We start from the raw sequence: 19,149 nt of genomic DNA on the forward strand, positions 1-19,149 counted from the left end.
GGATAAAGGTGAGGAAGGGGACGATAGCTTATGCGGATTATGAAGGCGGAGCAGTTTGGGCTGCAGCGCGAGGTGGAGTACGGAACGCCGGAGCAAAATGAAACGGTCCGTCAGATCGTCGAAGCGATCAAGACGGAAGGGGATGCGGCTCTGCTGCGCTACACGGAGCAGCTGGACCGCGTCCGGATCGATGCGTCGTCGCTTCGCGTGACGCAGGAGGAGATTCAGGCGGCGTACGGGAAGGTGGACGCCGCGTTTCTCACGGCGATCCGCGAGGCCGCCGTGAACATTCGCGTATTCCACGAGAAGCAAAAGCGCAACTCGTGGATGGATCTGCAGCCGGACGGTACGATGCTCGGGCAGATACTCCGGCCGCTGAAGCGGGTCGGCGTATACGTGCCCGGAGGCAAGGCGGCGTACCCGTCGTCCGTGCTGATGAACGTCATTCCGGCGCAAGTAGCCGGCGTGCCGGAAATTGTAATGGTGACGCCGCCTGCAACCGGCGGCAAGGAAGGCATCGACCCGTATATTCTCGTAGCCGCCGCGGAAGCGGGCGTGAAGGAAATGTACCGGGTCGGCGGCGCGCAGGCGATTGCCGCGCTCGCTTACGGCACGGCAACGATCGCTCCGGTCGACAAGATTTGCGGACCGGGCAACATCTATGTCGCGCTGGCGAAGCGGGCGGTATTCGGCGCCGTTGACATCGACAGTATCGCCGGCCCAAGCGAGATCGTTGTGCTGGCCGACGAAGGCGCCAACGCCTCGTATATCGCGGCCGACCTGCTGTCGCAGGCCGAGCATGACGAGATGGCATCGGCAATCCTCGTAACGCCTTCGGAGACGCTCGCGGAAGCGGTAGCCGCCGAGGTGGAGCGTCAGCTTGTCGCTCTGCCGCGCGAGGCGATCGCGCGCGCATCCATCGACAGCTATGGGGCTGTGCTGCTCGTGGAATCGGTCGAAGCGGGCATCGATGTTGTAAACAAGCTGGCACCGGAGCACTTGGAAGTGCTGACGGCCGATCCGATGAGCCTCCTTGGCCTGATCGAGAACGCCGGCGCGATTTTCCTGGGACCATACAGCTCGGAGCCGGTTGGCGATTATTTTGCCGGACCTAACCATATTATCCCGACGAACGGAACCGCGCGCTTCTCCTCGCCGGTGAACGTGGACGATTTCCTGAAGAAATCGAGCCTTATCTACTACAGCAAGGAAGCGCTGCTGAAGAACGGTAACAGCATTATGACGCTTGCGCGTCATGAAGGGCTGGAGGCGCATGCCCGCGCCATTCAGATTCGTCTGGAGCAGGAAGGCAAGTAATAGGCAGCGATCATAACCATTCATAATAGAAAGAAGGAATTGCAAGTGGCGGATACACAAAGGAAAGCGGAAATCGCGCGCAAAACGAACGAAACGGACATTAAGCTGAGCTTTGCGGTTGACGGCAGCGGCGAAACGAAACTCGAGACGGATGTGCCATTTTTGAATCATATGCTTGACCTGTTCACGAAGCATGGCCAATTCGACCTGGCGGTAGAAGCACGCGGTGACATTGAAATCGATGACCACCACACGGTAGAGGATATCGGTATCTGCCTTGGTCAAGCTTTGCGTGAGGCGCTTGGGGACAAACGCGGAATTAAGCGTTATGCGAGCGTATTCGTACCGATGGATGAGGCGCTGGCGCAAGTCATCGTCGACGTCAGCAACCGTCCGCACTTTGAATACCGAGCGGAATATCCTTCGGCGCAAGTCGGCAGCTTCGAGACGGAGCTGGTTCACGAGTTTCTGTGGAAGCTTGCGCTGGAAGCGCGCATCACGCTGCACGTCATCGTTCACTACGGCAAGAACACGCATCATATGATCGAAGCGGTGTTCAAAGCCCTGGGACGCGCGATTGACGAAGCAACTACCATCGATCCTCGTGTACAAGGAGTGCCTTCAACGAAAGGAGTGCTGTAGCATGATCGCGATCATCGATTACGGCATGGGCAATTTGCACAGCGTAAGCAAAGCTGTGGAGCGTCTGGGGTACGAAGCGGTTGTAACGGCTGATCCGTCCGTTATCGCAGCCGCTGACGGAGCGATCCTCCCGGGCGTAGGCGCGTTTGGGGACGCGATGGAAAATCTTCGCGAGACGAAGCTGGATGAAGTGACTATAGGCTACGCAGCATCCGGCAAGCCGCTGCTTGGCATTTGCCTTGGCATGCAGCTCTTGTTCAGCCAAAGCGAGGAGCATGGCGTAAATGAGGGCTTAAACCTGCTCCCGGGCAAGGTTATCCGCTTCCAAGGCGATTACAAAGTGCCGCATATGGGCTGGAACAAGCTGAGCTTCCTGCAGTCCGAAAGCCCGCTGTTCAAAGGTCTCGAGGAAGGCCATGTCTACTTCGTACACTCCTTCCACGCGAAACCCGAGGTCGCAAGCGACCTTCTGGCAACAACGGATTACTATCAGCAGGTAACGGCTATTGTCGGACGGGACAACGTGTACGGCATGCAGTTCCATCCGGAGAAAAGCAGTGACCTTGGCATAAAGCTGCTTGGCAATTTCCTTGCGTTAACGGGAAGCCCGGTAACGCAACGATAATATAGATCGGTTTTTCTAAAAGCAAGAACGAGAGGGGAGCATTCACGAGATGCTGGCGAAACGTATTATTCCATGTCTGGACGTTAAGGACGGACGGGTTGTCAAAGGAGTCAACTTCGTGAACCTGCGCGATGCGGGGGATCCGGTTGAGCTTGCGTCCACTTACGATCAGGAGGGCGCCGACGAGTTGGTTTTCCTCGATATTTCGGCTTCGGTCGAAGGCCGTGCGACAATGATTGAGGTTGTGAAGCGGACGGCCGGAGAAATTACGATTCCGTTTACGGTTGGCGGCGGGATCTCCCATGTTGACGATATGAAGCGGATCCTGCGCGCAGGCGCGGACAAAATCGCGATCAACACGGCTGCGGTTCTGAATCCTTCCCTTGTCAGCGACGGCGCCCGCAAATTCGGCTCGCAATGCATTGTTGTAGCCATCGACGCGAAGTACAACGAAGCTTGGGGCGAGTGGGAAGTATTCACGCATGGCGGCCGCAAGGAAACGGGCATTAAGGTGCTGGAGTGGGCGCGCGAAATCGAACGCCTTGGGGCAGGCGAGATTCTGCTAACAAGCATGGATGCGGACGGCACCAAGGACGGATTTGATCTGAAGCTAACCCGCGCGGTATCGGATTCGGTTGGCATTCCGGTCATTGCATCCGGCGGAGCGGGACGGATTGAGCACTTCTCCGATGTGTTCGAGGAAGGCCATGCGGATGCGGGGCTTGCCGCGACGATTTTCCACTACAAAGAAATGACGATCCGCGAAGTGAAGGATGATCTCAGACAGAAAGGCGTGGAAGTACGATGACACAGCAACTGGCAGAGCTTATCAAGTGGAGCGAGGACGGACTTGTTCCGGCTATCGTGCAGGACGCGCAGAGCAAGGAAGTGCTGATGCTGGCTTATATGAACAAGGAGTCCCTGAAGCTGTCGGCGGAGTCGGGAGTAACCTGGTTCTGGAGCCGTTCCCGAAACGAGCTGTGGAACAAGGGCGCAACCAGCGGCCATACCCAGCAGATCCGTTCGATGTCGTATGACTGCGATGCGGACACGCTGCTTGTGCGCGTCGATCAGAAGGGTCCTGCCTGCCATACCGGCTCCTACTCCTGCTTCTTCAACGAGATTGAAGTGTCTGGCGCCGAGAAGGCTGCCGACTCTGCGAAGGCATCTGCCAATGACCGCTTTGGCATTCTTGGCGAGCTCGAAGGTGTCATCGCGGAGCGTTACGCGGAGCGTCCGGAAGGGGCTTACACGACTTATTTGTTCGAGAAAGGCCTCGATAAAATTTTGAAAAAAGTCGGGGAAGAAGCAACCGAAGCGATTATCGCGGCCAAAAACGGCGATAACGACGAGCTTCGCTCCGAAGCTAGCGACCTGTTGTTCCATCTGCTCGTGCTGCTGCGGGAACGCGGCCTGCCTCTTGACGACGTCATGGCGGAGCTGCAAAGCCGCCACGGCAAGCCTGCGACAAACAATGCGATGAGAAGAGAACAAACGGGTAAATAATTTTTCAAAGAGAAAGGCCGGTATGCCATGTTTATCGATTATCATACCCATCACGCCCGCTGCGGCCATGCTGTCGGCTCGCTGGAGGAATACGTACAGAAGGGCATAGAGATCGGTCTTGCGCAGATCGGTCTTTCTGACCATATGCCGCTGCTCCATGTGGACCCGGCGACGTATTACCCGGAAATGGCGATGCCGATGGAGGAGCTGCCGCGGTACGTAGAAGAGTGTCTAGCCCTGAAAGAAAAGTATAAAGGCCGGATTGACATACGCGTCGGCCTTGAAGGAGACTACATTGAGGGCCAGGAAGAAAAAATTGAAACGATCATTAGCGCCTATCCGTTTGATTATGTGATTGGGTCGGTGCACTTCCTGGGAGAATGGGATATCACCGATTTCCGTCAGACCCATGGCTGGGAAGGCAAAAACCGGATGAAGGTATATGAGCAGTATTACGATGCGGTGGCGAAAGCGGCGGCAACGGGCTTTTACGACTATATCGGCCATATCGACGTCATCAAACGCTTCGGTTTTAAGCCGGAGGGAGACGTTACCCATCTGGAGAATGCCGCGCTTGAAGCGGTGAAGCGTCACGGCATGGCGATCGAGCTTAACGCATCGGGCCTTCGGATGCCGGTGGAAGAGATGTTTCCGAGCCGCAGAATGCTCGAATACGCCAAAAAATTGAGCATTCCGATCACGATTGGATCGGATGCGCATCAGCCGGAACGATTGGGACAATATTTAGATCAAGCGCGTGCGGTGTTGAAAGATGTCGGTTTTTCTCAGCTGGCGACCTTTGAACGGCGAAAATTGGTATTAGTCGATTTTTGAATTATGGTAAATTAGATGTATAATGATTATTGAACAAGCATGACGCGGTATGAAAGCGCCCTGCAATTGACGAAGGCATTGCCGTATGGCGAAGCTTAGCACTTCATGTCAAATTATTTGGTTTAAAACGCTCAGGAGGGTATCATGTTTAGCGACAAGTTGCGTATTTTTTCGGGTTCGTCCAATCCCGCATTGGCTCAAAAGATCGCCGGTGATCTGGGATTGACACTCGGCGCCATCAAAATGTCCCGTTTCAAGAGCGGGGAAATCTACGTCCACTACGAAGAGACGATTCGTAACTGCGACGTATTCCTCGTTCAATCGTTCTCGCATCCGATCAACGAGCATTTTGTCGAATTGCTCGTCATGATTGACGCAGCGAAGCGGGCATCCGCGAAAACGATCAACATCATCATGCCGTACTACGGCTATGCGCGCCAAGAGCGCAAAGCAGCACCGCGGGAGCCGATCTCCGCGAAAATGGTGGCAGACGTTCTTACTACGGTTGGTGCAAACCGTGTCATCACGATTGACTTGCATGCGCCGGCTATCCAAGGCTTCTTCAACATTCCGGTAGACCACATGACAGCTCTTGATCTGCTCAGCGATTACCTGAAGTCGAAGAAGATCGAAAACCCGGTAGTCGTGTCTCCGGACGCTGGCCGTGCTTCCACGGCTGAAAAGCTTGCGAATAACCTGGACACATCGTTTGCCATTATGATCAAGAAGCGCCCTGCGCATAATGAGTCCTCGATTACTCACGTAATCGGCGACGTAGAGGGTCAAACCGCTATCATTATCGAGGACTTGATCGATACCGGCAGCACGATTGTCAACGTTGTGGAAAGCTTGAAGGAGCGCGGAGCGGCAGACGTCTATGTATGCGCAACTCACCCGCTGTTCTCGGGCAATGCCATTGAGCGTTTGAATCATCCTCATATCAAAGAAATTATCGTAACGGATTCGATCTCTCTGCCAGAGAATCGTCCGGATAAATTCAAGGTGTTGTCGGTCGCTCCGCTGCTGGCGGAAGCAACCCGCATTATCATTGAAGGCGGATCGATCAGCACCCTCTTCAAAACAAACGGCGGCGTTTAATCGAATATGGTAATGACAAGAAAATCGCGGGCGTTTTTCCTTACGTTCGCGATTTTCCCACATATTCTTTCGTGTTAGGATAGGCATTGCTATGGTATAATCGTAGAAAATCAAGTTCCGGGAGGTGCCTTGCCAGGTGAAAGAGAAGAAACGTGAAGCCATAGAACAGACAGCCAAGATCATACCGATACAATGGGACGCCACGTTCTTTTTCGAGCGGGCCGTGCGCTCGTTGGATCGTTACCACTATGACAAGGCACTCAAATATTTCCGGCGTGCCGTGGAGTATGAACCGGAAAATCCGGTTAACCATTGCAACATGGCGGGCATCATGTCGGAGATGGGCAATTATGAAGAATCGAATCGGATTCTGAAATGGATTGTCGACGATTTGGATCCGACCATGACGGAATGCCATTTCTACATGGCCAACAACTATGCCAACATGGAGATGTACGAAGCAGCGGAAGGCGCGCTCGTTCATTATTTGGAGGAAGACGCGGACGGACAATACCTCGACGAAGCCGAGGAGATGATGGAGCTTCTCCAGTATGAGCTGGAGCGCCCTGCTCCGCTGACGAATATAAAAGCACGCGAAGGCATGGTTGAGCATGACCAGGCCCGCAGGCTTCTGGAAGAAGGCAAGTTTACGGAAGCGGTCCGTATCCTGGAGAAAATTATCGAGGAGCAGCCCGAGTTTCTGGCAGCCCGCAATAATTTGGCGCTGGCCTATTATTATATGGGTATGTTCGACAAAGCCATGGCTACGATCCGGGAAGCGCTGGAGCTCGAGCCGGGGAATTTGCATGCCCTTTGCAACCTGGGGATTTTCTATCAGCATGCGGGAGACAAAGCTAGTCTTACTCCTCTGCTTGATTTGCTGCGCAAAACAGCGCCATTCCATCAGGAGCATGTCTTCAAGCTGGCTACCACGATGGGCATCCTGGGCGAGCATGAAGCAGCTTACCGGCACTTCACCCGTCTCCTAAAGGACACGGAGCTTAACCTTGACCCTTGCCTTTATCACTACGCCGCCGTGGCCGCATGCCATATCGGCCGTTATGTGGAAGCGGAACGCCTATGGAAGCAGGCCGCGAAGCTGGATCCCGAATCGGATATTCCCCGTTACTACATGGAGCAGCTGGCTCTCATCAAATCCGGCGATCAGAATGCGTCGGTAAGCTATCATTATCATTTGCCGTTCGAGGAGCAGTTCAAGCTGTGGGAAAATTCCTCGGATGGACTTCCCGAGCATTTGAAGCGGGACCCGCTCGTGCGCTCCTCGTTCTTCTGGGCACTCCGTCACGGAGACCAGAATACGAAGCTGCAGGTTATTCAGGCGCTTGGCATGATTGCCGATAATGAAGTCAAAGACGTCCTTCGCGCTTTCCTGCTGGAGGCGGACGAAGATGATTATTTGAAGCGGATTGCCGTGTTTGTGCTTCGTACAATCGGCGTACAGGAGCCGCTTCATGCCGTATTGGAGGGCAAACCTACGGTCATCGAACCAAACCGGGTTCCCTCCCGTCTTCCGGTCTGGGAAGACAAGTGGCAGGAGGTTGTGGAAGCGGCAATGTCTCGCGTGAACAAACGCTTTGACCTTGTGCAGCAGTACGATCTGATGACGCTGTGGGTGGAGTTCCTGTCGAGGCTTTATCCGGAAGTGCCGAAGCTGACCAAGCCGGAGGGCTGGGCGGCGGCGCTCGAATATTTGACGTCCAAGATGCACCGCCGGACAACGTCGTATCCCGAAATTTCGGAGCGTTACGGAGTCTCCATCGCAACCGTTAGCAAGAACGCCAAAAAAATCGACGAGGTATGCGGGATCAAGGAAAAGATGAAATCGATCAGCTCGGTTTTCTCCTTGGACCATCTCGAATAAGGTATTACCCGACATCGCAACGCACTTAAGGATATGGTTCCCTAAGTGCGTTTTGTCTTTCCCGGGCAAACTTATATATAATAAGAATAAATAAGTTTGCCCTAATCTTTTCCTTCTCCAACCACCCAGTGGTTGGACGACTTAAAATTCCCTGCGATGTTGCTGGAATTAGTTTGGTTGTCCGAGCAAGCGTAAGCGGAGCGAAAATAACGTACTGGAGAAACGGAGTGTTCGCCTTTAGCCATTAGTTTCAACCTTTAGAGGGTTGATCAAATCAAGAAACTAAGGGACAACAGCGATCGGAAGGACGTTATTTTCGCGCAGCGACATCAGCGGCCGGTACCGAAGTAATCCATCAACCATCGCCACTTTTAGGAGGACAACCATGTACAAATCCATTATTATAGGTACCGGCCCAGCCGGTCTTACGGCAGCGATTTATCTGGCACGCGCAAACATGAAGCCTCTTGTTATCGAAGGACCGGAGCCGGGCGGACAGCTGACGACAACGACGGAGGTCGAGAATTTCCCGGGCTTCCCCGAAGGGATTATGGGTCCCGACCTGATGGCCAATATGCGCAAGCAGGCGGAACGTTTCGGCGCCGAGTTTACGACCGGTTGGGTAACCAACGTTGACATGTCCGAACGTCCGTTCAAGCTTCAGGTAGAGGGCAAAGGCGAATTTGTAGGCGAGACGATTATCATCTCCACGGGCGCTTCGGCCAGATGGCTGGGTATACCTGGCGAGAAGGACAATATCGGACGCGGCGTGAGCACCTGCGCAACCTGTGACGGCTTCTTTTTCCGCAATAAAAAGATCGTGGTTGTCGGCGGCGGCGATTCGGCCATGGAAGAAGCGAATTTCCTTACCCGCTTTGCAACGAATGTTGAGCTGGTCAACCGCCGTGATGAGCTCCGCGCATCGAAAATCATGCAGGACCGCGCGCGGGAGAACGAGAAAATCGGCTGGAGCCTGAACCGTACGCCGCTTGAGGTGGAAGCGAACGGCATGGGCGTTACCGGCCTTAAAGTCCGCAACAATGCAACGGGCGAAGACGAGACGATTCCGGCGGATGGCGTCTTTATCGCCATTGGACATACGCCAAACACGAAGTTTCTGAACGGGCAGATCGACACCGACGAGCATGGCTACATTAAAGTGAAGCCGGGCAGCTCGGAGACGAACGTGCCGGGCGTATTCGCCTGCGGAGACGTACAGGACAACAAATACCGCCAAGCGATTACGGCGGCGGGCAGCGGCTGCATGGCGGCGCTTGATTGCGAACGGTTCCTCGAGAACATCGGTTCACATTAATACGCGAGATAACAGTTGGCCCTTTCCTCTCCCGGAGAGGGCTTTTTCCTGCCAGCTTCGTATCGTCGGAGGGAAACACTGGGGCGGCGATTATCTTGACCGGAGTAGGGCATTGGCTTATAGTTGGTTAAAGAGTAGATAACATATTAATGAGGTGGACTAGTAATGTCTGAGAAGATTTACGTTGGAGTCGATGTCGGCGGCACCGCTATTAAAGTTGGGATTTGTAACGTGGAGGGAGAATTGCTCCACACTTACGAAGGGCCGACGGAAACGAGTAAAGGTACGGACACCATCCTTCATAATATTGCGCAGTACGCGCGGAACATCGTGAGCGAATCGCCGTTTGCATGGGAGCAAGTTGAAGGCATTGGCGTAGGGATCGCCGGCTTCCTTGATATCCCGAACGGTATCGTGAAGTTCTCGGGCAACTTGAAGATTGAGAATGTTCATTTGAAGGAATATCTCGAAAAGGAGCTTCAAGTTAAAGTTCTCGTTAATAATGACGCAAACGTTGCCGCGCTTGGCGAAGCTTGGGCCGGTGCCGGCAAAGGCATCGATAACTGCGTCTGCTATACACTGGGTACCGGCGTAGGCGGCGGTATTATTATCGGCGGCAAAATCGTTGAGGGCTTTGCGGGTATGGCCGGCGAGCTGGGCCACATCGCCATTGTTCCCGATCTGGAAGCGATTCAATGCGGTTGCGGCAAAATGGGCTGCCTCGAGTCGGTATCCTCTGCGACGGGTATTATCCGCATGGCCAAGGATGCCGTTGAGCGCGGAGACCGCACCGTCCTGTCGACAGTAGAAGATATTATGGCGAAGGACGTTATCGATGCCGCGAAAGCGGGCGACGAGGTTGCTTCGCGTATCGTTAGCCGCGCAGCTTATTACTTAGGCAAATCGATGGCTCTAATGGCTGTCGTGCTGAATCCGGAATGCTTCATTATCGGCGGCGGCGTGTCGAAAGCAGGCGACTTCCTGTTTGACCAAATTCGCGAGGTATTCGAAAAGTATACCCAGAAGGAAGCGCAAGAGGGCGTGAAGATCGTTGCGGCTACGCTTGGCAATAACGCGGGCGTTGTAGGCGCAGCGGGTCTTATCCTGCGTTCCTAATGGGCATGAATAGCGTTACGATGGGGAAAGAGGGGACAGCTATGGAAACGGGAGCGATGTCAAAGCTTGTTATCATTACAGGGATGTCTGGCGCAGGCAAAACGATTGCCGTACAGAGCCTTGAGGATTTGGGCTTTTTCTGCGTTGACAATTTACCGCCGGTGCTTATCCCTAAATTCGCGGAGCTGATTGAGCAGTCGAACGGCAAAATCGGCAAAGTAGCCCTTGTAATTGATTTAAGGGGCCGCGAATTTTTTACCGCCTTATCGGAATCTTTAAGCTTTATCAAAGAGCATTTCACGATCAGCTGCGAAATTTTGTTCCTGGATGCGACGGATGAGGTGCTGGTCCAGCGTTATAAGGAAAGCCGCCGCCGTCATCCGCTTGCTCCGGAAGGCATGCCGCTTGAAGGCATCCGCAACGAGAGAAGAATGCTGGAGGATTTAAAAGGCTCGGCTTCGCAGGTTATTGATACGAGCAATATCAAGCCGGCACAACTCAAGGAACGCATTATTTCCCGGTTTACGAATCTGGAAAACAACAGCCTTTCGGTGAATGTGACCTCCTTCGGGTTCAAATACGGCATTCCGATTGATGCCGATTTGATTTATGATGTGCGCTTTTTGCCTAATCCGCATTATGTGGAACATCTGCGCCCGAATACCGGGCAAAACCCGGAAGTGTACGATTATGTGATGAAATGGCCGGAGACGCAAGCCTTTCTGACCAAGCTGCTCGATATGCTCCAGTTTCTGCTTCCTCTTTACCATAAAGAGGGCAAAAGCCAGGTCGTTATCGGTATCGGGTGTACGGGCGGCAAACACCGCTCGGTTGCGATTGCAGAATATTTGGGTCGCATGCTCGGCAGCAGCGATACGGAACGGGTACGCGTCAGCCACCGCGATGCTGACCGTGATAAGCATTGACGGGGTGATTGGATGCAGAATAGGCATAAAATATTGAGGCGGCCCAAAATTGTTGTGGTTGGCGGCGGAACCGGCTTGTCGGTGATGCTTCGGGGGCTTAAGGAGAAGCCACTCGATATTACAGCAATCGTGACGGTCGCCGATGACGGGGGAAGCTCGGGAGTGCTGCGCAATGAACTGCAGATCCCGCCCCCGGGCGACATCCGCAACGTTATTATGGCGCTTGCGGATGCGGAGCCCCTATTAACGGAAGTGCTTCAATACCGTTTCTCCAGCGGCACAGGATTAGCCGGGCATAGCCTGGGTAATCTGATGCTGGCGGCGATGACGGATATTGCCGGCGATTTCGTTACGGGCGTCCGCGAGCTTAGCAAGGTATTGGCCGTGCGAGGCCGCGTGCTTCCGGCCGCGGGCCGGGCTATCGTCCTGAAGGCCGAGATGGATGACGGTACCGTTGTTGTCGGGGAATCCATGATTCCGAAAGCGGGAAAGAAGATTAAGCGGGTATTCGTAGAGCCTGACAATGTGGAGCCTCTTCCGGAGGCTATTGAAGCCATTGAGCAAGCCGATGCGATTCTGATCGGTCCAGGCAGCTTGTATACGAGTATTATTCCGAACTTGCTCGTGCCTAAGTTAGCGAGGGCTATTGTGGAGTCAACGGCTGTTAAGCTGTTCGTGTGCAATGTGATGACGCAGCCGGGGGAAACCGATGGTTACTCGGTCAGCGATCATCTGAAGGCTGTGCAAGACCATATCGGGCATAAACTTTTCGATTACGTACTGGTCAACGATGGGGAAATATCGCCGGAAGTGGCGGAAAAGTATGCGGAAATGGGCTCTACCCAGGTAGAGCTGAATATAGACGAAGTGAACCGGTTGGGATACGAAATCATCTCCGACCGTCTCGTGCTGTATCGGACGTTTTTGCGGCATGATGCAGAGCGGCTTAGTCATCATATTTATAAATTAGTGGAAAACTGGATGTTAAGAAAGAGGTGAACAAGCGATGTCATTTGCGGCCCAAACGAAGAAAGAGCTGACGATGGTTGAGGCGGATACCTGCTGTGAACGTGCTGAATTGTCCGCACTCATTCGAATGAATGGCTCGGTCAGCGTCTCCAGCCGCAAAGTCGTCCTCGACATCTCAACCGAAAACGCGGCGATTGCCCGTCGGATCTACTCCTTGGTGAAAAAACATTTTGAAGTGCATACGGAATTGCTCGTCCGTAAAAAAATGCGCCTCAAAAAAAATAATGTATATATCGTCAGAATTCCGACGAAGGTACAGGAGATACTAAGTGAGCTGAGAATCGTATCCGAGGGTTTTGTGTTTAATTTGGGTATTGATAAAGAAATCATCAAGAAGCCATGCTGCAAACGATCTTATCTGCGCGGGGCATTCCTTGCCGGCGGCTCCGTCAACAACCCGGAAGGCTCTTCTTACCATCTTGAAATTTCATCGATGTACGAGGAGCACTGCGAGGCGCTGGTTGAGCTGGCCAACAAGTTTGGGCTGAACGCGAGATGTATCGAGCGGAAGAAGGGCTTTGTGTTCTACATCAAAGAGGGCGAGAAAATTATCGAGCTGCTGAACATTATCGGCGCCCATCAGGCCTTGTTCAAATTCGAGGATGTCCGCATCATGCGCGACATGCGGAACTCGGTTAACCGGATCGTGAACTGCGAAACGGCAAACCTGAACAAAACGATTGGCGCGGCGGTCAGACAAATCGACAATATCAAGCTGCTGCAGAAGGAAATCGGATTAAACAATCTTCCCGATAAGCTTAGAGAGGTTGCCGAAATCAGGCTCCAGCATCCGGATATGAACCTGAAGGAAGTTGGGGAGATGCTGAAGGGGACCGTAAGCAAATCCGGCGTTAACCATCGGCTGCGGAAAATTGATGAACTTGCGGAAAAAATCCGCAATGGCTAAACTTTTAACCTAGTGCATCAGATGGTATAATGATATAATATGAACAAAAAGTCTTATACAAGGCGTCATGCTGCATTTTAAAGTTATTAGTCATGTCAGGCTGAGCATTGAAGCGAAATTGCCAGGCTTATTATAATATAGGGGGTATGGTTACCATGACAAGGCTACCGGTTGTCGTTCGTCTAAAAACAGGTTTGCACGCTAGACCTGCCGCATTATTCGTTCAAGAAGCGAACAAATTTTCCTCCGAAGTATTTGTTGAGAAAGACGACAAGAAAGTAAACGCAAAATCCATTATGGGTATCATGAGCCTTGCGATCAGCTCGGGCACAGAGATTCATATCAGCGCAGAGGGTTCGGATGCAGAACAGGCTGTAAACGCTTTAGTCGCGCTCGTCAGCAAAGAAGAGCTGGAGAACCAATAAGAACCGACAAAGAGGGGTGTCCCGAGTCATCATTCTGAATGACAATGGGATAGTCCTTTTTTCTTTGGCATTTAAAAAACGACAAAAAAAGCGGCTGTCATGGAGATCCATGTACAGCCGCTTTTTGTAGTTGCGTGTTAGATACGCTCGATGACTTTGTCAACCAGACCGTATTGCCGCGCTTCTTCCGCGCTCATGAAGTAATCGCGGTCGGTATCCTTCTCGATGCGCTCGAGAGGTTGTCCGGAACGCTCAGCCAGGATGCCGTTCAGCTTGTCGCGCATTTTGATAATGCGGCGGGCGCGGATCTCGATATCGCTTGCTTGACCTTCGGCGCCGCCAAGCGGTTGATGGATCATCACTTCGCTGTTCGGGAGCGCATAACGCTTGCCTTTGGCTCCGGCCGTGAGCAGGAAAGCGCCCATCGATGCCGCCATGCCGACGCAAATTGTCGAAACATCGGGTTTAATGTATTGCATCGTATCATAGATAGCCATGCCTGCCGTAATGGATCCGCCAGGGCTGTTAATGTAGAGAGAAATGTCTTTCTCGGGATCTTCTGCTGCAAGGAACAGCATCTGAGCGATAATGGAGTTGGCTACTACGTCGTTTACGCCTGACCCGAGGAAGATGATGCGATCCTTCAGAAGGCGGGAGTAAATGTCGTAAGCGCGTTCTCCGCGATTGCTCTGTTCAATAACCATAGGAACGAAATTCATATCCAACCAAGTCCCCTCCTCAAAATAGCAAAGATGATATTACTGATTCCCATTCTAGCGGATGATCAAACAAAAGTCAAAGATAGTCAAACTCAATTTTTTATAAAAATTAAAAAAACCGTCCTCATCGAGGACGGTTTATGTTCATGTTATGTATGGCGTTAAAATAAGGTTGAATGGCGCGCCCGCTAGGAATCGAACCTAGATCTCAGGCTCCGGAGGCCTACGTCATATCCATTGGACCACGGGCGCATATTTGCATAAGAAAGCAACAGCAAAACTTAGTATACGCGATTCTATTGTAGAAAGCAAGGCAGATGAGAAAAATAAATTTGAGCAAATCGTGAATACAAACGCTTTCATCAGCGATTGCTGACTTGCCATGTGAAATGTTTTTAGCTAAAATAGAGGTGGGACTTAAAGTGAGTATGCGGGACGTTTAACGTCCATCCCCTGAAAGCCCATTACGCCTATTGACGGGTGGAGTGAAAAGTAGAGGATGCGTCACATTATTGAGCTGCAGCAGCAGCTTCTCCCAGATTTGCTTGACGTAATGAAGAAGCGTTACTCGATATTGCGCCAAGTCATGTTGTCCGATCTGATCGGCCGGAGGATGCTCGCCAATTCCTTAGGGATGACGGAACGGGTGCTGAGGGCGGAAACGGATTTGCTGAAATCGCAAGGGCTGCTGGAGATTCATACGGCGGGAATGCGGATCAGTGAAGCGGGCAAGCAATTGCTTGAGCAATTGGAGCCCTTCTACAAAACGTTATTCGGGCTGTCCGATCTGGAAGAGAAGATCAGGAGTCACTTCGGATTATCGCAGGTCATTGTTGTAGCAGGCGATTCCGAGGATTCGGAGCAATCGAAGCGGGAGCTCGGAAGAGCGGCTTGCCAAGTGCTTCGCAAAGTGATGGAGCCACACGATGTCGTGGCCGTAACCGGCGGAACGACGATCGCTCAGGTCGCTAACCAATTAACTTCGACAGCGCCGCTGAAGAACAACTGGTTTGTGCCGGCGAGAGGCGGACTTGGCGAAAGTCTCGATTACCAAGCCAATACCATTGCATCGACAATGGCAAAGCGTACAGGCGCCAATTACCGGATGCTCCATGTGCCGGATCATCTTGGTGACGAAGCCTACGCCTCCATGATGCAGGAGCCGAATATCCGCGATATTGTCGAGGTTGTCCGAAGCGCCCGAATCGTCGTACACGGGATCGGGGACGCTATGGTGATGGCCCGGCGCAGAAAGCTGAATCCTGAACTGGTGAAGGCGATGGCCGCGGATGGCGCATTGGCTGAAGCTTTCGGTTTTTATTTCGACCGTAACGGCGAGGTTGTTCACAAAATGCAGACCGTAGGATTACGACTCGAGGATATTGTGAAGACTGAAGTTGTTATAGGAGTGGCAGGCGGCCATAGCAAAGGCGAAGCTATAGCAGCCATCATGAAATTTGGGCACAATGACGTACTTGTTACCGATGAAGCGGCAGCTCTTGAGATTTCCGCGATTATCGATGAACAGCAGCAGTCGTTATCTTAACGATTTGCGGCAGGCTCTGCTGCAGAACGTTTTGAAATATATACCATAGTCATTTAAAAGCTTAGGAGGAATTTAAAATGGTTAAAATTGGTATTAACGGATTTGGTCGTATCGGTCGTAACGTGTTCCGCGCATCGCTGAACAACCCTAATGTCGAGGTAGTAGCGGTTAACGACCTGACTGACACTAAAACACTTGCACACCTGCTGAAATATGACACAACTCATGGCACTTTGGATGCTACGGTTGAAGCTAAAGAAGGCGCAATTATCGTAAACGGCAAAGAAATCAAAGTATTTGCAGAACGTAACCCTGAGAACCTGGCATGGGGCTCCGTAGGCGCTGAAATCGTTGTTGAATCCACTGGTATCTTCACAGCGAAAGAAAAAGCCGAGCTTCACCTTAAAGGCGGCGCTAAAAAAGTTATCATCTCCGCTCCTGCAACTAACGAAGACATCACAATCGTTATGGGCGTTAACGAAGACAAGTACGATGCTGCATCGCACACTGTTATCTCCAACGCTTCTTGCACAACGAACTGTCTTGCGCCATTCGCAAAAGTGCTGAACGACAAATTCGGTATCGTTAAAGGTATGATGACTACTATTCACTCGTACACAAACGACCAATCCGTACTGGACGTTCCTCACAAAGACCTGCGTCGTGCTCGCGCAGCTGCTGAGAACATCATTCCTTCGTCCACTGGTGCTGCAAAAGCGGTATCCCTGGTTCTGCCGGAACTGAAAGGCAAACTGAACGGTATGGCTATGCGCGTTCCTACGCCTAACGTTTCCGTAACGGACCTGGTTGCCGAACTGAAAGTTAACGTTACTGTTGAAGAAGTTAACGCAGCTTTGAAAGAAGCTTCCGAAGGCGCTCTTAAAGGCATTCTGAACTACAACGAACTGCCACTGGTATCCAGCGATTACAACAGCGACCCAGCTTCCTCGACAATCGACGCTCTGTCGACTATGGTAGTTGAAGGCAACATGGTTAAAGTTATCTCCTGGTACGACAACGAGTGGGGCTACTCGAACCGTGTAGTTGACCTCGCTGCATTCGTGGCAAGCAAAGGTCTGTAAGATACACACGCTATTCCACAATTGCATGGAACGCTTTCGTCCCGGAGTTGATGCTCCGGGATACGCTTAGTCTGCGGCTCCACTTAAGTGGATATTAGGCGAGGGCGTTCCTTCTTGCGAGAAGGAACGCCTTTTTTACTGCTGTTATAGGCTTTATCTTATATAGGCTTTCAACTTCATTATCAGGGAGGCAACACCATTGAATAAGAAAAGTGTTCGTGACGTAGAAGTAGCAGGCAAACGCGTATTTGTACGCGTCGATTTCAACGTACCACTCGAAGATGGCAAAATTACTGACGACAAGCGTATCCGCGAAACGCTTCCTACGATTAACTATTTGATCGAAAAAGGCGCTAAAGTTATCCTCGCGAGCCACCTTGGCCGTCCAAACGGTGAAGTGGTTGAAGAGCTGCGTCACACCGCTTCCGCTGTACGTCTGTCCGAGCTTCTGGGCAAACCGGTTGTCAAAGCTAACGACTCCGTTGGTGAAGAAGTGAAAGCACAAGTTAACGCGCTGAATAACGGCGACGTACTCTTGCTTGAGAACGTTCGTTTCCATGCGGGCGAAGAAAAGAACGATCCGGAACTGGCTAAGCAATTCGCCGAGCTGGCTGATCTGTTCGTAAACGATGCGTTTGGCGCCGCTCACCGTGCCCATGCTTCGACAGAAGGCATTGCGCACTACCTGCCTGCTGTATCGGGCCTCTTGATGGAGCGCGAGCTTGATGTTCTCGGCAAAGCGCTGAACAACCCTGAGCGTCCTTTCACGGCAATCGTTGGCGGTTCGAAAGTAAAAGACAAAATCGACGTGATTAACAAAATGATCGAGATCGCTGACAACATCATCATCGGCGGCGGCCTGTCTTACACTTTCTTCAAAGCACAGGGACATGAAATCGGTCAATCGCTCGTGGACAACTCCAAGCTGGATCTGGCTCTTGAGTTCATCGAGAAAGCGAAATCGCTCGGCAAAAACTTCCTGATTCCTGTTGATATCGTAATCACCGACGAATTCAGCAAAGACGCTAACACAAAGATCGTTGACGTAGACGGCATCCCTGCTGACTGGGAAGGCATCGACATCGGTCCTAAAACTCGCGAAATTTACGCTGACGTCATCAAAAACTCCAAGCTGGTTGTTTGGAACGGGCCGATGGGCGTATTCGAAATCGAACCATTCTCCCACGGTACGCGTGCGGTTGCTAACGCTTGCGCGGAAACAGCGGGTTACACGGTAATCGGCGGCGGCGACTCCGCTGCGGCAGCTGAGAAATTCGGCGTGGCGGACAAAATGGATCATATCTCGACTGGCGGCGGCGCTTCCCTGGAGTTCATGGAAGGCAAAGCACTCCCGGGCGTTGTAGCTCTTAACGATAAATAGTAAATAGATTCAACTATATACTTAAGAAACGAGGGAATATACGATGAGCAGAACACCTATCATTGCGGGTAACTGGAAAATGTTCAAGACCGTTTCCGAAGCCGTATCGTTCTTTTCCGAAGTGAAAGGAAAAGCCGAAGTTGCCGGCGTAGAAAGCGTCATTTGCGCTCCTTACACGACTCTTCCGGCGCTTGTTGAAGCAGCGAAAGGCACGTCGATCGCAATCGGCGCGCAGAACCTGCACTTCGAAGATAACGGTGCCTTCACAGGCGAAATTAGCGGCGTAATGCTGAAGGATCTGGGCGTTAAATACGTAATTATCGGTCACTCCGAGCGTCGTGCTTATTTCGCTGAAACAGACGAGATCGTTAACAAAAAAATGCACGCGGCATTCAAACACGGCATCACGCCAATCGTTTGCGTAGGCGAGAAGCTCGAAGAGCGCGAAGCTGACCAAACGAAGGATGTCTGCAAAGTGCAGACCGAAGCGGCTTTCAAAGGCCTGTCGGCGGCGCAAGCGGCTGAAGTGGTTATTGCTTACGAGCCAATCTGGGCGATCGGCACCGGCAAATCCTCGACATCCGAAGACGCGCAAGACGTTATCGGCTACATCCGCAGCGTAGTTGCCGATCTGTACGATGCGGCGACAGCTGATGCGGTTCGTATCCAATACGGCGGCAGCGTAAAACCGAACAACGTTGCGGAATACATGGGACAAGCGGACATCGACGGCGCTCTTGTCGGCGGCGCATCGCTTGAACCGGCTTCCTACATCGCACTCGTTGAGGGGGCCAAGTAA

19 protein-coding genes and 1 tRNA gene are annotated in these 19,149 nt (G+C 52.3%); 18 read left to right on the forward strand and 2 right to left on the reverse strand.

Features of this window, described 5'->3' with window-relative positions:
- Window positions 1-30 precede the first annotated feature (30 nt).
- From hisD to FHT67_RS29290, 14 genes are all read left to right on the forward strand, one after another.
- Window positions 31-1,317 (forward strand): histidinol dehydrogenase, encoded by a 1,287-nt coding sequence (gene hisD, locus FHT67_RS29225; RefSeq protein WP_132313406.1) that lies wholly within the window; start codon window positions 31-33, stop codon window positions 1,315-1,317.
- A 45-nt stretch (window positions 1,318-1,362) separates the two neighbouring features.
- A complete protein-coding gene (hisB, locus tag FHT67_RS29230) occupies window positions 1,363-1,959 on the forward strand; it encodes an imidazoleglycerol-phosphate dehydratase HisB (RefSeq protein ID WP_132313404.1) in 597 nt (198 codons plus the stop codon).
- A gap of 1 nt (window position 1,960) precedes the next feature.
- Window positions 1,961-2,584: an imidazole glycerol phosphate synthase subunit HisH gene (gene hisH / locus FHT67_RS29235; RefSeq protein ID WP_132313402.1), complete on the forward strand. Its 624-nt coding sequence runs from the start codon at window positions 1,961-1,963 to the stop codon at window positions 2,582-2,584.
- A gap of 49 nt (window positions 2,585-2,633) precedes the next feature.
- Entirely contained in the window at window positions 2,634-3,392 is a 759-nt protein-coding gene (hisF, locus tag FHT67_RS29240) for an imidazole glycerol phosphate synthase subunit HisF (protein ID WP_132313400.1), read from the forward strand.
- A complete protein-coding gene (gene hisIE, locus FHT67_RS29245) occupies window positions 3,389-4,090 on the forward strand; it encodes a bifunctional phosphoribosyl-AMP cyclohydrolase/phosphoribosyl-ATP diphosphatase HisIE (protein WP_132313398.1) in 702 nt (233 codons plus the stop codon). The genes hisF and hisIE overlap by 4 nt, the downstream gene beginning before the upstream one ends.
- Window positions 4,091-4,117: 27 nt before the next feature.
- Complete coding sequence (gene hisJ / locus FHT67_RS29250; protein WP_132313396.1) at window positions 4,118-4,924, forward strand: histidinol-phosphatase HisJ; 807 nt, start codon at window positions 4,118-4,120, stop codon at window positions 4,922-4,924.
- 144 nt (window positions 4,925-5,068) lie between these two features.
- Window positions 5,069-6,022 carry a ribose-phosphate diphosphokinase gene (locus tag FHT67_RS29255; protein ID WP_167202105.1) on the forward strand — a complete coding sequence of 318 codons (954 nt, stop codon included), beginning with the start codon at window positions 5,069-5,071 and terminating at the stop codon, window positions 6,020-6,022.
- A gap of 136 nt (window positions 6,023-6,158) precedes the next feature.
- Complete coding sequence (locus FHT67_RS29260; RefSeq protein ID WP_132313392.1) at window positions 6,159-7,904, forward strand: tetratricopeptide repeat protein; 1,746 nt, start codon at window positions 6,159-6,161, stop codon at window positions 7,902-7,904.
- Between the two features lie 385 nt (window positions 7,905-8,289).
- Window positions 8,290-9,219 (forward strand): thioredoxin-disulfide reductase, encoded by a 930-nt coding sequence (trxB, locus tag FHT67_RS29265; RefSeq protein WP_132313390.1) that lies wholly within the window; start codon window positions 8,290-8,292, stop codon window positions 9,217-9,219.
- Window positions 9,220-9,384: 165 nt separating this feature from the next.
- Window positions 9,385-10,335: an ROK family glucokinase gene (locus tag FHT67_RS29270; RefSeq protein ID WP_167202106.1), complete on the forward strand. Its 951-nt coding sequence runs from the start codon at window positions 9,385-9,387 to the stop codon at window positions 10,333-10,335.
- 56 nt (window positions 10,336-10,391) lie between these two features.
- Complete coding sequence (gene rapZ / locus FHT67_RS29275) at window positions 10,392-11,261, forward strand: RNase adapter RapZ (protein ID WP_481856743.1); 870 nt, start codon at window positions 10,392-10,394, stop codon at window positions 11,259-11,261.
- A 12-nt stretch (window positions 11,262-11,273) separates the two neighbouring features.
- Window positions 11,274-12,260 carry a gluconeogenesis factor YvcK family protein gene (locus FHT67_RS29280; protein WP_132313386.1) on the forward strand — a complete coding sequence of 329 codons (987 nt, stop codon included), beginning with the start codon at window positions 11,274-11,276 and terminating at the stop codon, window positions 12,258-12,260.
- A gap of 7 nt (window positions 12,261-12,267) precedes the next feature.
- Window positions 12,268-13,197, forward strand: coding sequence for a DNA-binding protein WhiA (gene whiA / locus FHT67_RS29285; protein ID WP_116394254.1), 930 nt, complete (start codon window positions 12,268-12,270; stop codon window positions 13,195-13,197).
- A 155-nt stretch (window positions 13,198-13,352) separates the two neighbouring features.
- The gene (locus FHT67_RS29290) at window positions 13,353-13,622 is read left to right on the forward strand and encodes an HPr family phosphocarrier protein (RefSeq protein ID WP_012772176.1); all 270 of its coding nucleotides are present in this window, start codon (window positions 13,353-13,355) and stop codon (window positions 13,620-13,622) included.
- Window positions 13,623-13,759: 137 nt separating this feature from the next.
- Here FHT67_RS29290 and clpP read toward each other — a convergent pair whose 3' ends face one another.
- Window positions 13,760-14,341: an ATP-dependent Clp endopeptidase proteolytic subunit ClpP gene (gene clpP / locus FHT67_RS29295; protein ID WP_207918210.1), complete on the reverse strand. Its 582-nt coding sequence runs from the start codon at window positions 14,339-14,341 to the stop codon at window positions 13,760-13,762.
- Window positions 14,342-14,518: 177 nt separating this feature from the next.
- Window positions 14,519-14,593: transfer RNA gene (locus FHT67_RS29300), tRNA-Arg, on the reverse strand.
- 247 nt (window positions 14,594-14,840) lie between these two features.
- Here FHT67_RS29300 and FHT67_RS29305 point away from each other — a divergent pair.
- From FHT67_RS29305 to tpiA, 4 genes are all read left to right on the forward strand, one after another.
- On the forward strand, window positions 14,841-15,887 hold the full coding sequence (locus FHT67_RS29305; protein WP_132313382.1) for a sugar-binding transcriptional regulator: 1,047 nt from the start codon (window positions 14,841-14,843) through the stop codon (window positions 15,885-15,887).
- 77 nt (window positions 15,888-15,964) lie between these two features.
- Window positions 15,965-16,969 carry a type I glyceraldehyde-3-phosphate dehydrogenase gene (gap, locus tag FHT67_RS29310; protein WP_132313380.1) on the forward strand — a complete coding sequence of 335 codons (1,005 nt, stop codon included), beginning with the start codon at window positions 15,965-15,967 and terminating at the stop codon, window positions 16,967-16,969.
- Window positions 16,970-17,168: 199 nt separating this feature from the next.
- Window positions 17,169-18,350, forward strand: coding sequence for a phosphoglycerate kinase (locus FHT67_RS29315; RefSeq protein ID WP_127498588.1), 1,182 nt, complete (start codon window positions 17,169-17,171; stop codon window positions 18,348-18,350).
- 43 nt (window positions 18,351-18,393) lie between these two features.
- The gene (gene tpiA / locus FHT67_RS29320; RefSeq protein WP_132313378.1) at window positions 18,394-19,149 is read left to right on the forward strand and encodes a triose-phosphate isomerase; all 756 of its coding nucleotides are present in this window, start codon (window positions 18,394-18,396) and stop codon (window positions 19,147-19,149) included.

The organism is Paenibacillus sp. BK720 (assembly GCF_011761545.1).
In the GTDB taxonomy this organism is placed as follows: Bacteria; Bacillota; Bacilli; order Paenibacillales; family Paenibacillaceae; genus Pristimantibacillus.

Excerpts from the sequence above, each read along its gene's own strand:
- hisJ (WP_132313396.1), top strand. The coding sequence starts at position 4,118 with ATGTTTATCGATTATCATACCCATCACGCCCGCTGCGGCCATGCTGTC.
- FHT67_RS29270 (WP_167202106.1), top strand. The coding sequence starts at position 9,385 with ATGTCTGAGAAGATTTACGTTGGAGTCGATGTCGGCGGCACCGCTATT.
- gap (WP_132313380.1), top strand. The coding sequence starts at position 15,965 with ATGGTTAAAATTGGTATTAACGGATTTGGTCGTATCGGTCGTAACGTG.
- whiA (WP_116394254.1), top strand. The coding sequence starts at position 12,268 with ATGTCATTTGCGGCCCAAACGAAGAAAGAGCTGACGATGGTTGAGGCG.
- FHT67_RS29280 (WP_132313386.1), top strand. The coding sequence starts at position 11,274 with ATGCAGAATAGGCATAAAATATTGAGGCGGCCCAAAATTGTTGTGGTT.
- hisD (WP_132313406.1), top strand. The coding sequence starts at position 31 with ATGCGGATTATGAAGGCGGAGCAGTTTGGGCTGCAGCGCGAGGTGGAG.
- trxB (WP_132313390.1), top strand. The coding sequence starts at position 8,290 with ATGTACAAATCCATTATTATAGGTACCGGCCCAGCCGGTCTTACGGCA.
- FHT67_RS29290 (WP_012772176.1), top strand. The coding sequence starts at position 13,353 with ATGACAAGGCTACCGGTTGTCGTTCGTCTAAAAACAGGTTTGCACGCT.
- hisF (WP_132313400.1), top strand. The coding sequence starts at position 2,634 with ATGCTGGCGAAACGTATTATTCCATGTCTGGACGTTAAGGACGGACGG.
- hisIE (WP_132313398.1), top strand. The coding sequence starts at position 3,389 with ATGACACAGCAACTGGCAGAGCTTATCAAGTGGAGCGAGGACGGACTT.
- FHT67_RS29255 (WP_167202105.1), top strand. The coding sequence starts at position 5,069 with ATGTTTAGCGACAAGTTGCGTATTTTTTCGGGTTCGTCCAATCCCGCA.
- FHT67_RS29305 (WP_132313382.1), top strand. The coding sequence starts at position 14,841 with ATGCGTCACATTATTGAGCTGCAGCAGCAGCTTCTCCCAGATTTGCTT.
- rapZ (WP_481856743.1), top strand. The coding sequence starts at position 10,392 with ATGTCAAAGCTTGTTATCATTACAGGGATGTCTGGCGCAGGCAAAACG.
- hisH (WP_132313402.1), top strand. The coding sequence starts at position 1,961 with ATGATCGCGATCATCGATTACGGCATGGGCAATTTGCACAGCGTAAGC.
- tpiA (WP_132313378.1), top strand. The coding sequence starts at position 18,394 with ATGAGCAGAACACCTATCATTGCGGGTAACTGGAAAATGTTCAAGACC.
- clpP (WP_207918210.1), bottom strand. The coding sequence starts at position 14,341 with ATGAATTTCGTTCCTATGGTTATTGAACAGAGCAATCGCGGAGAACGC.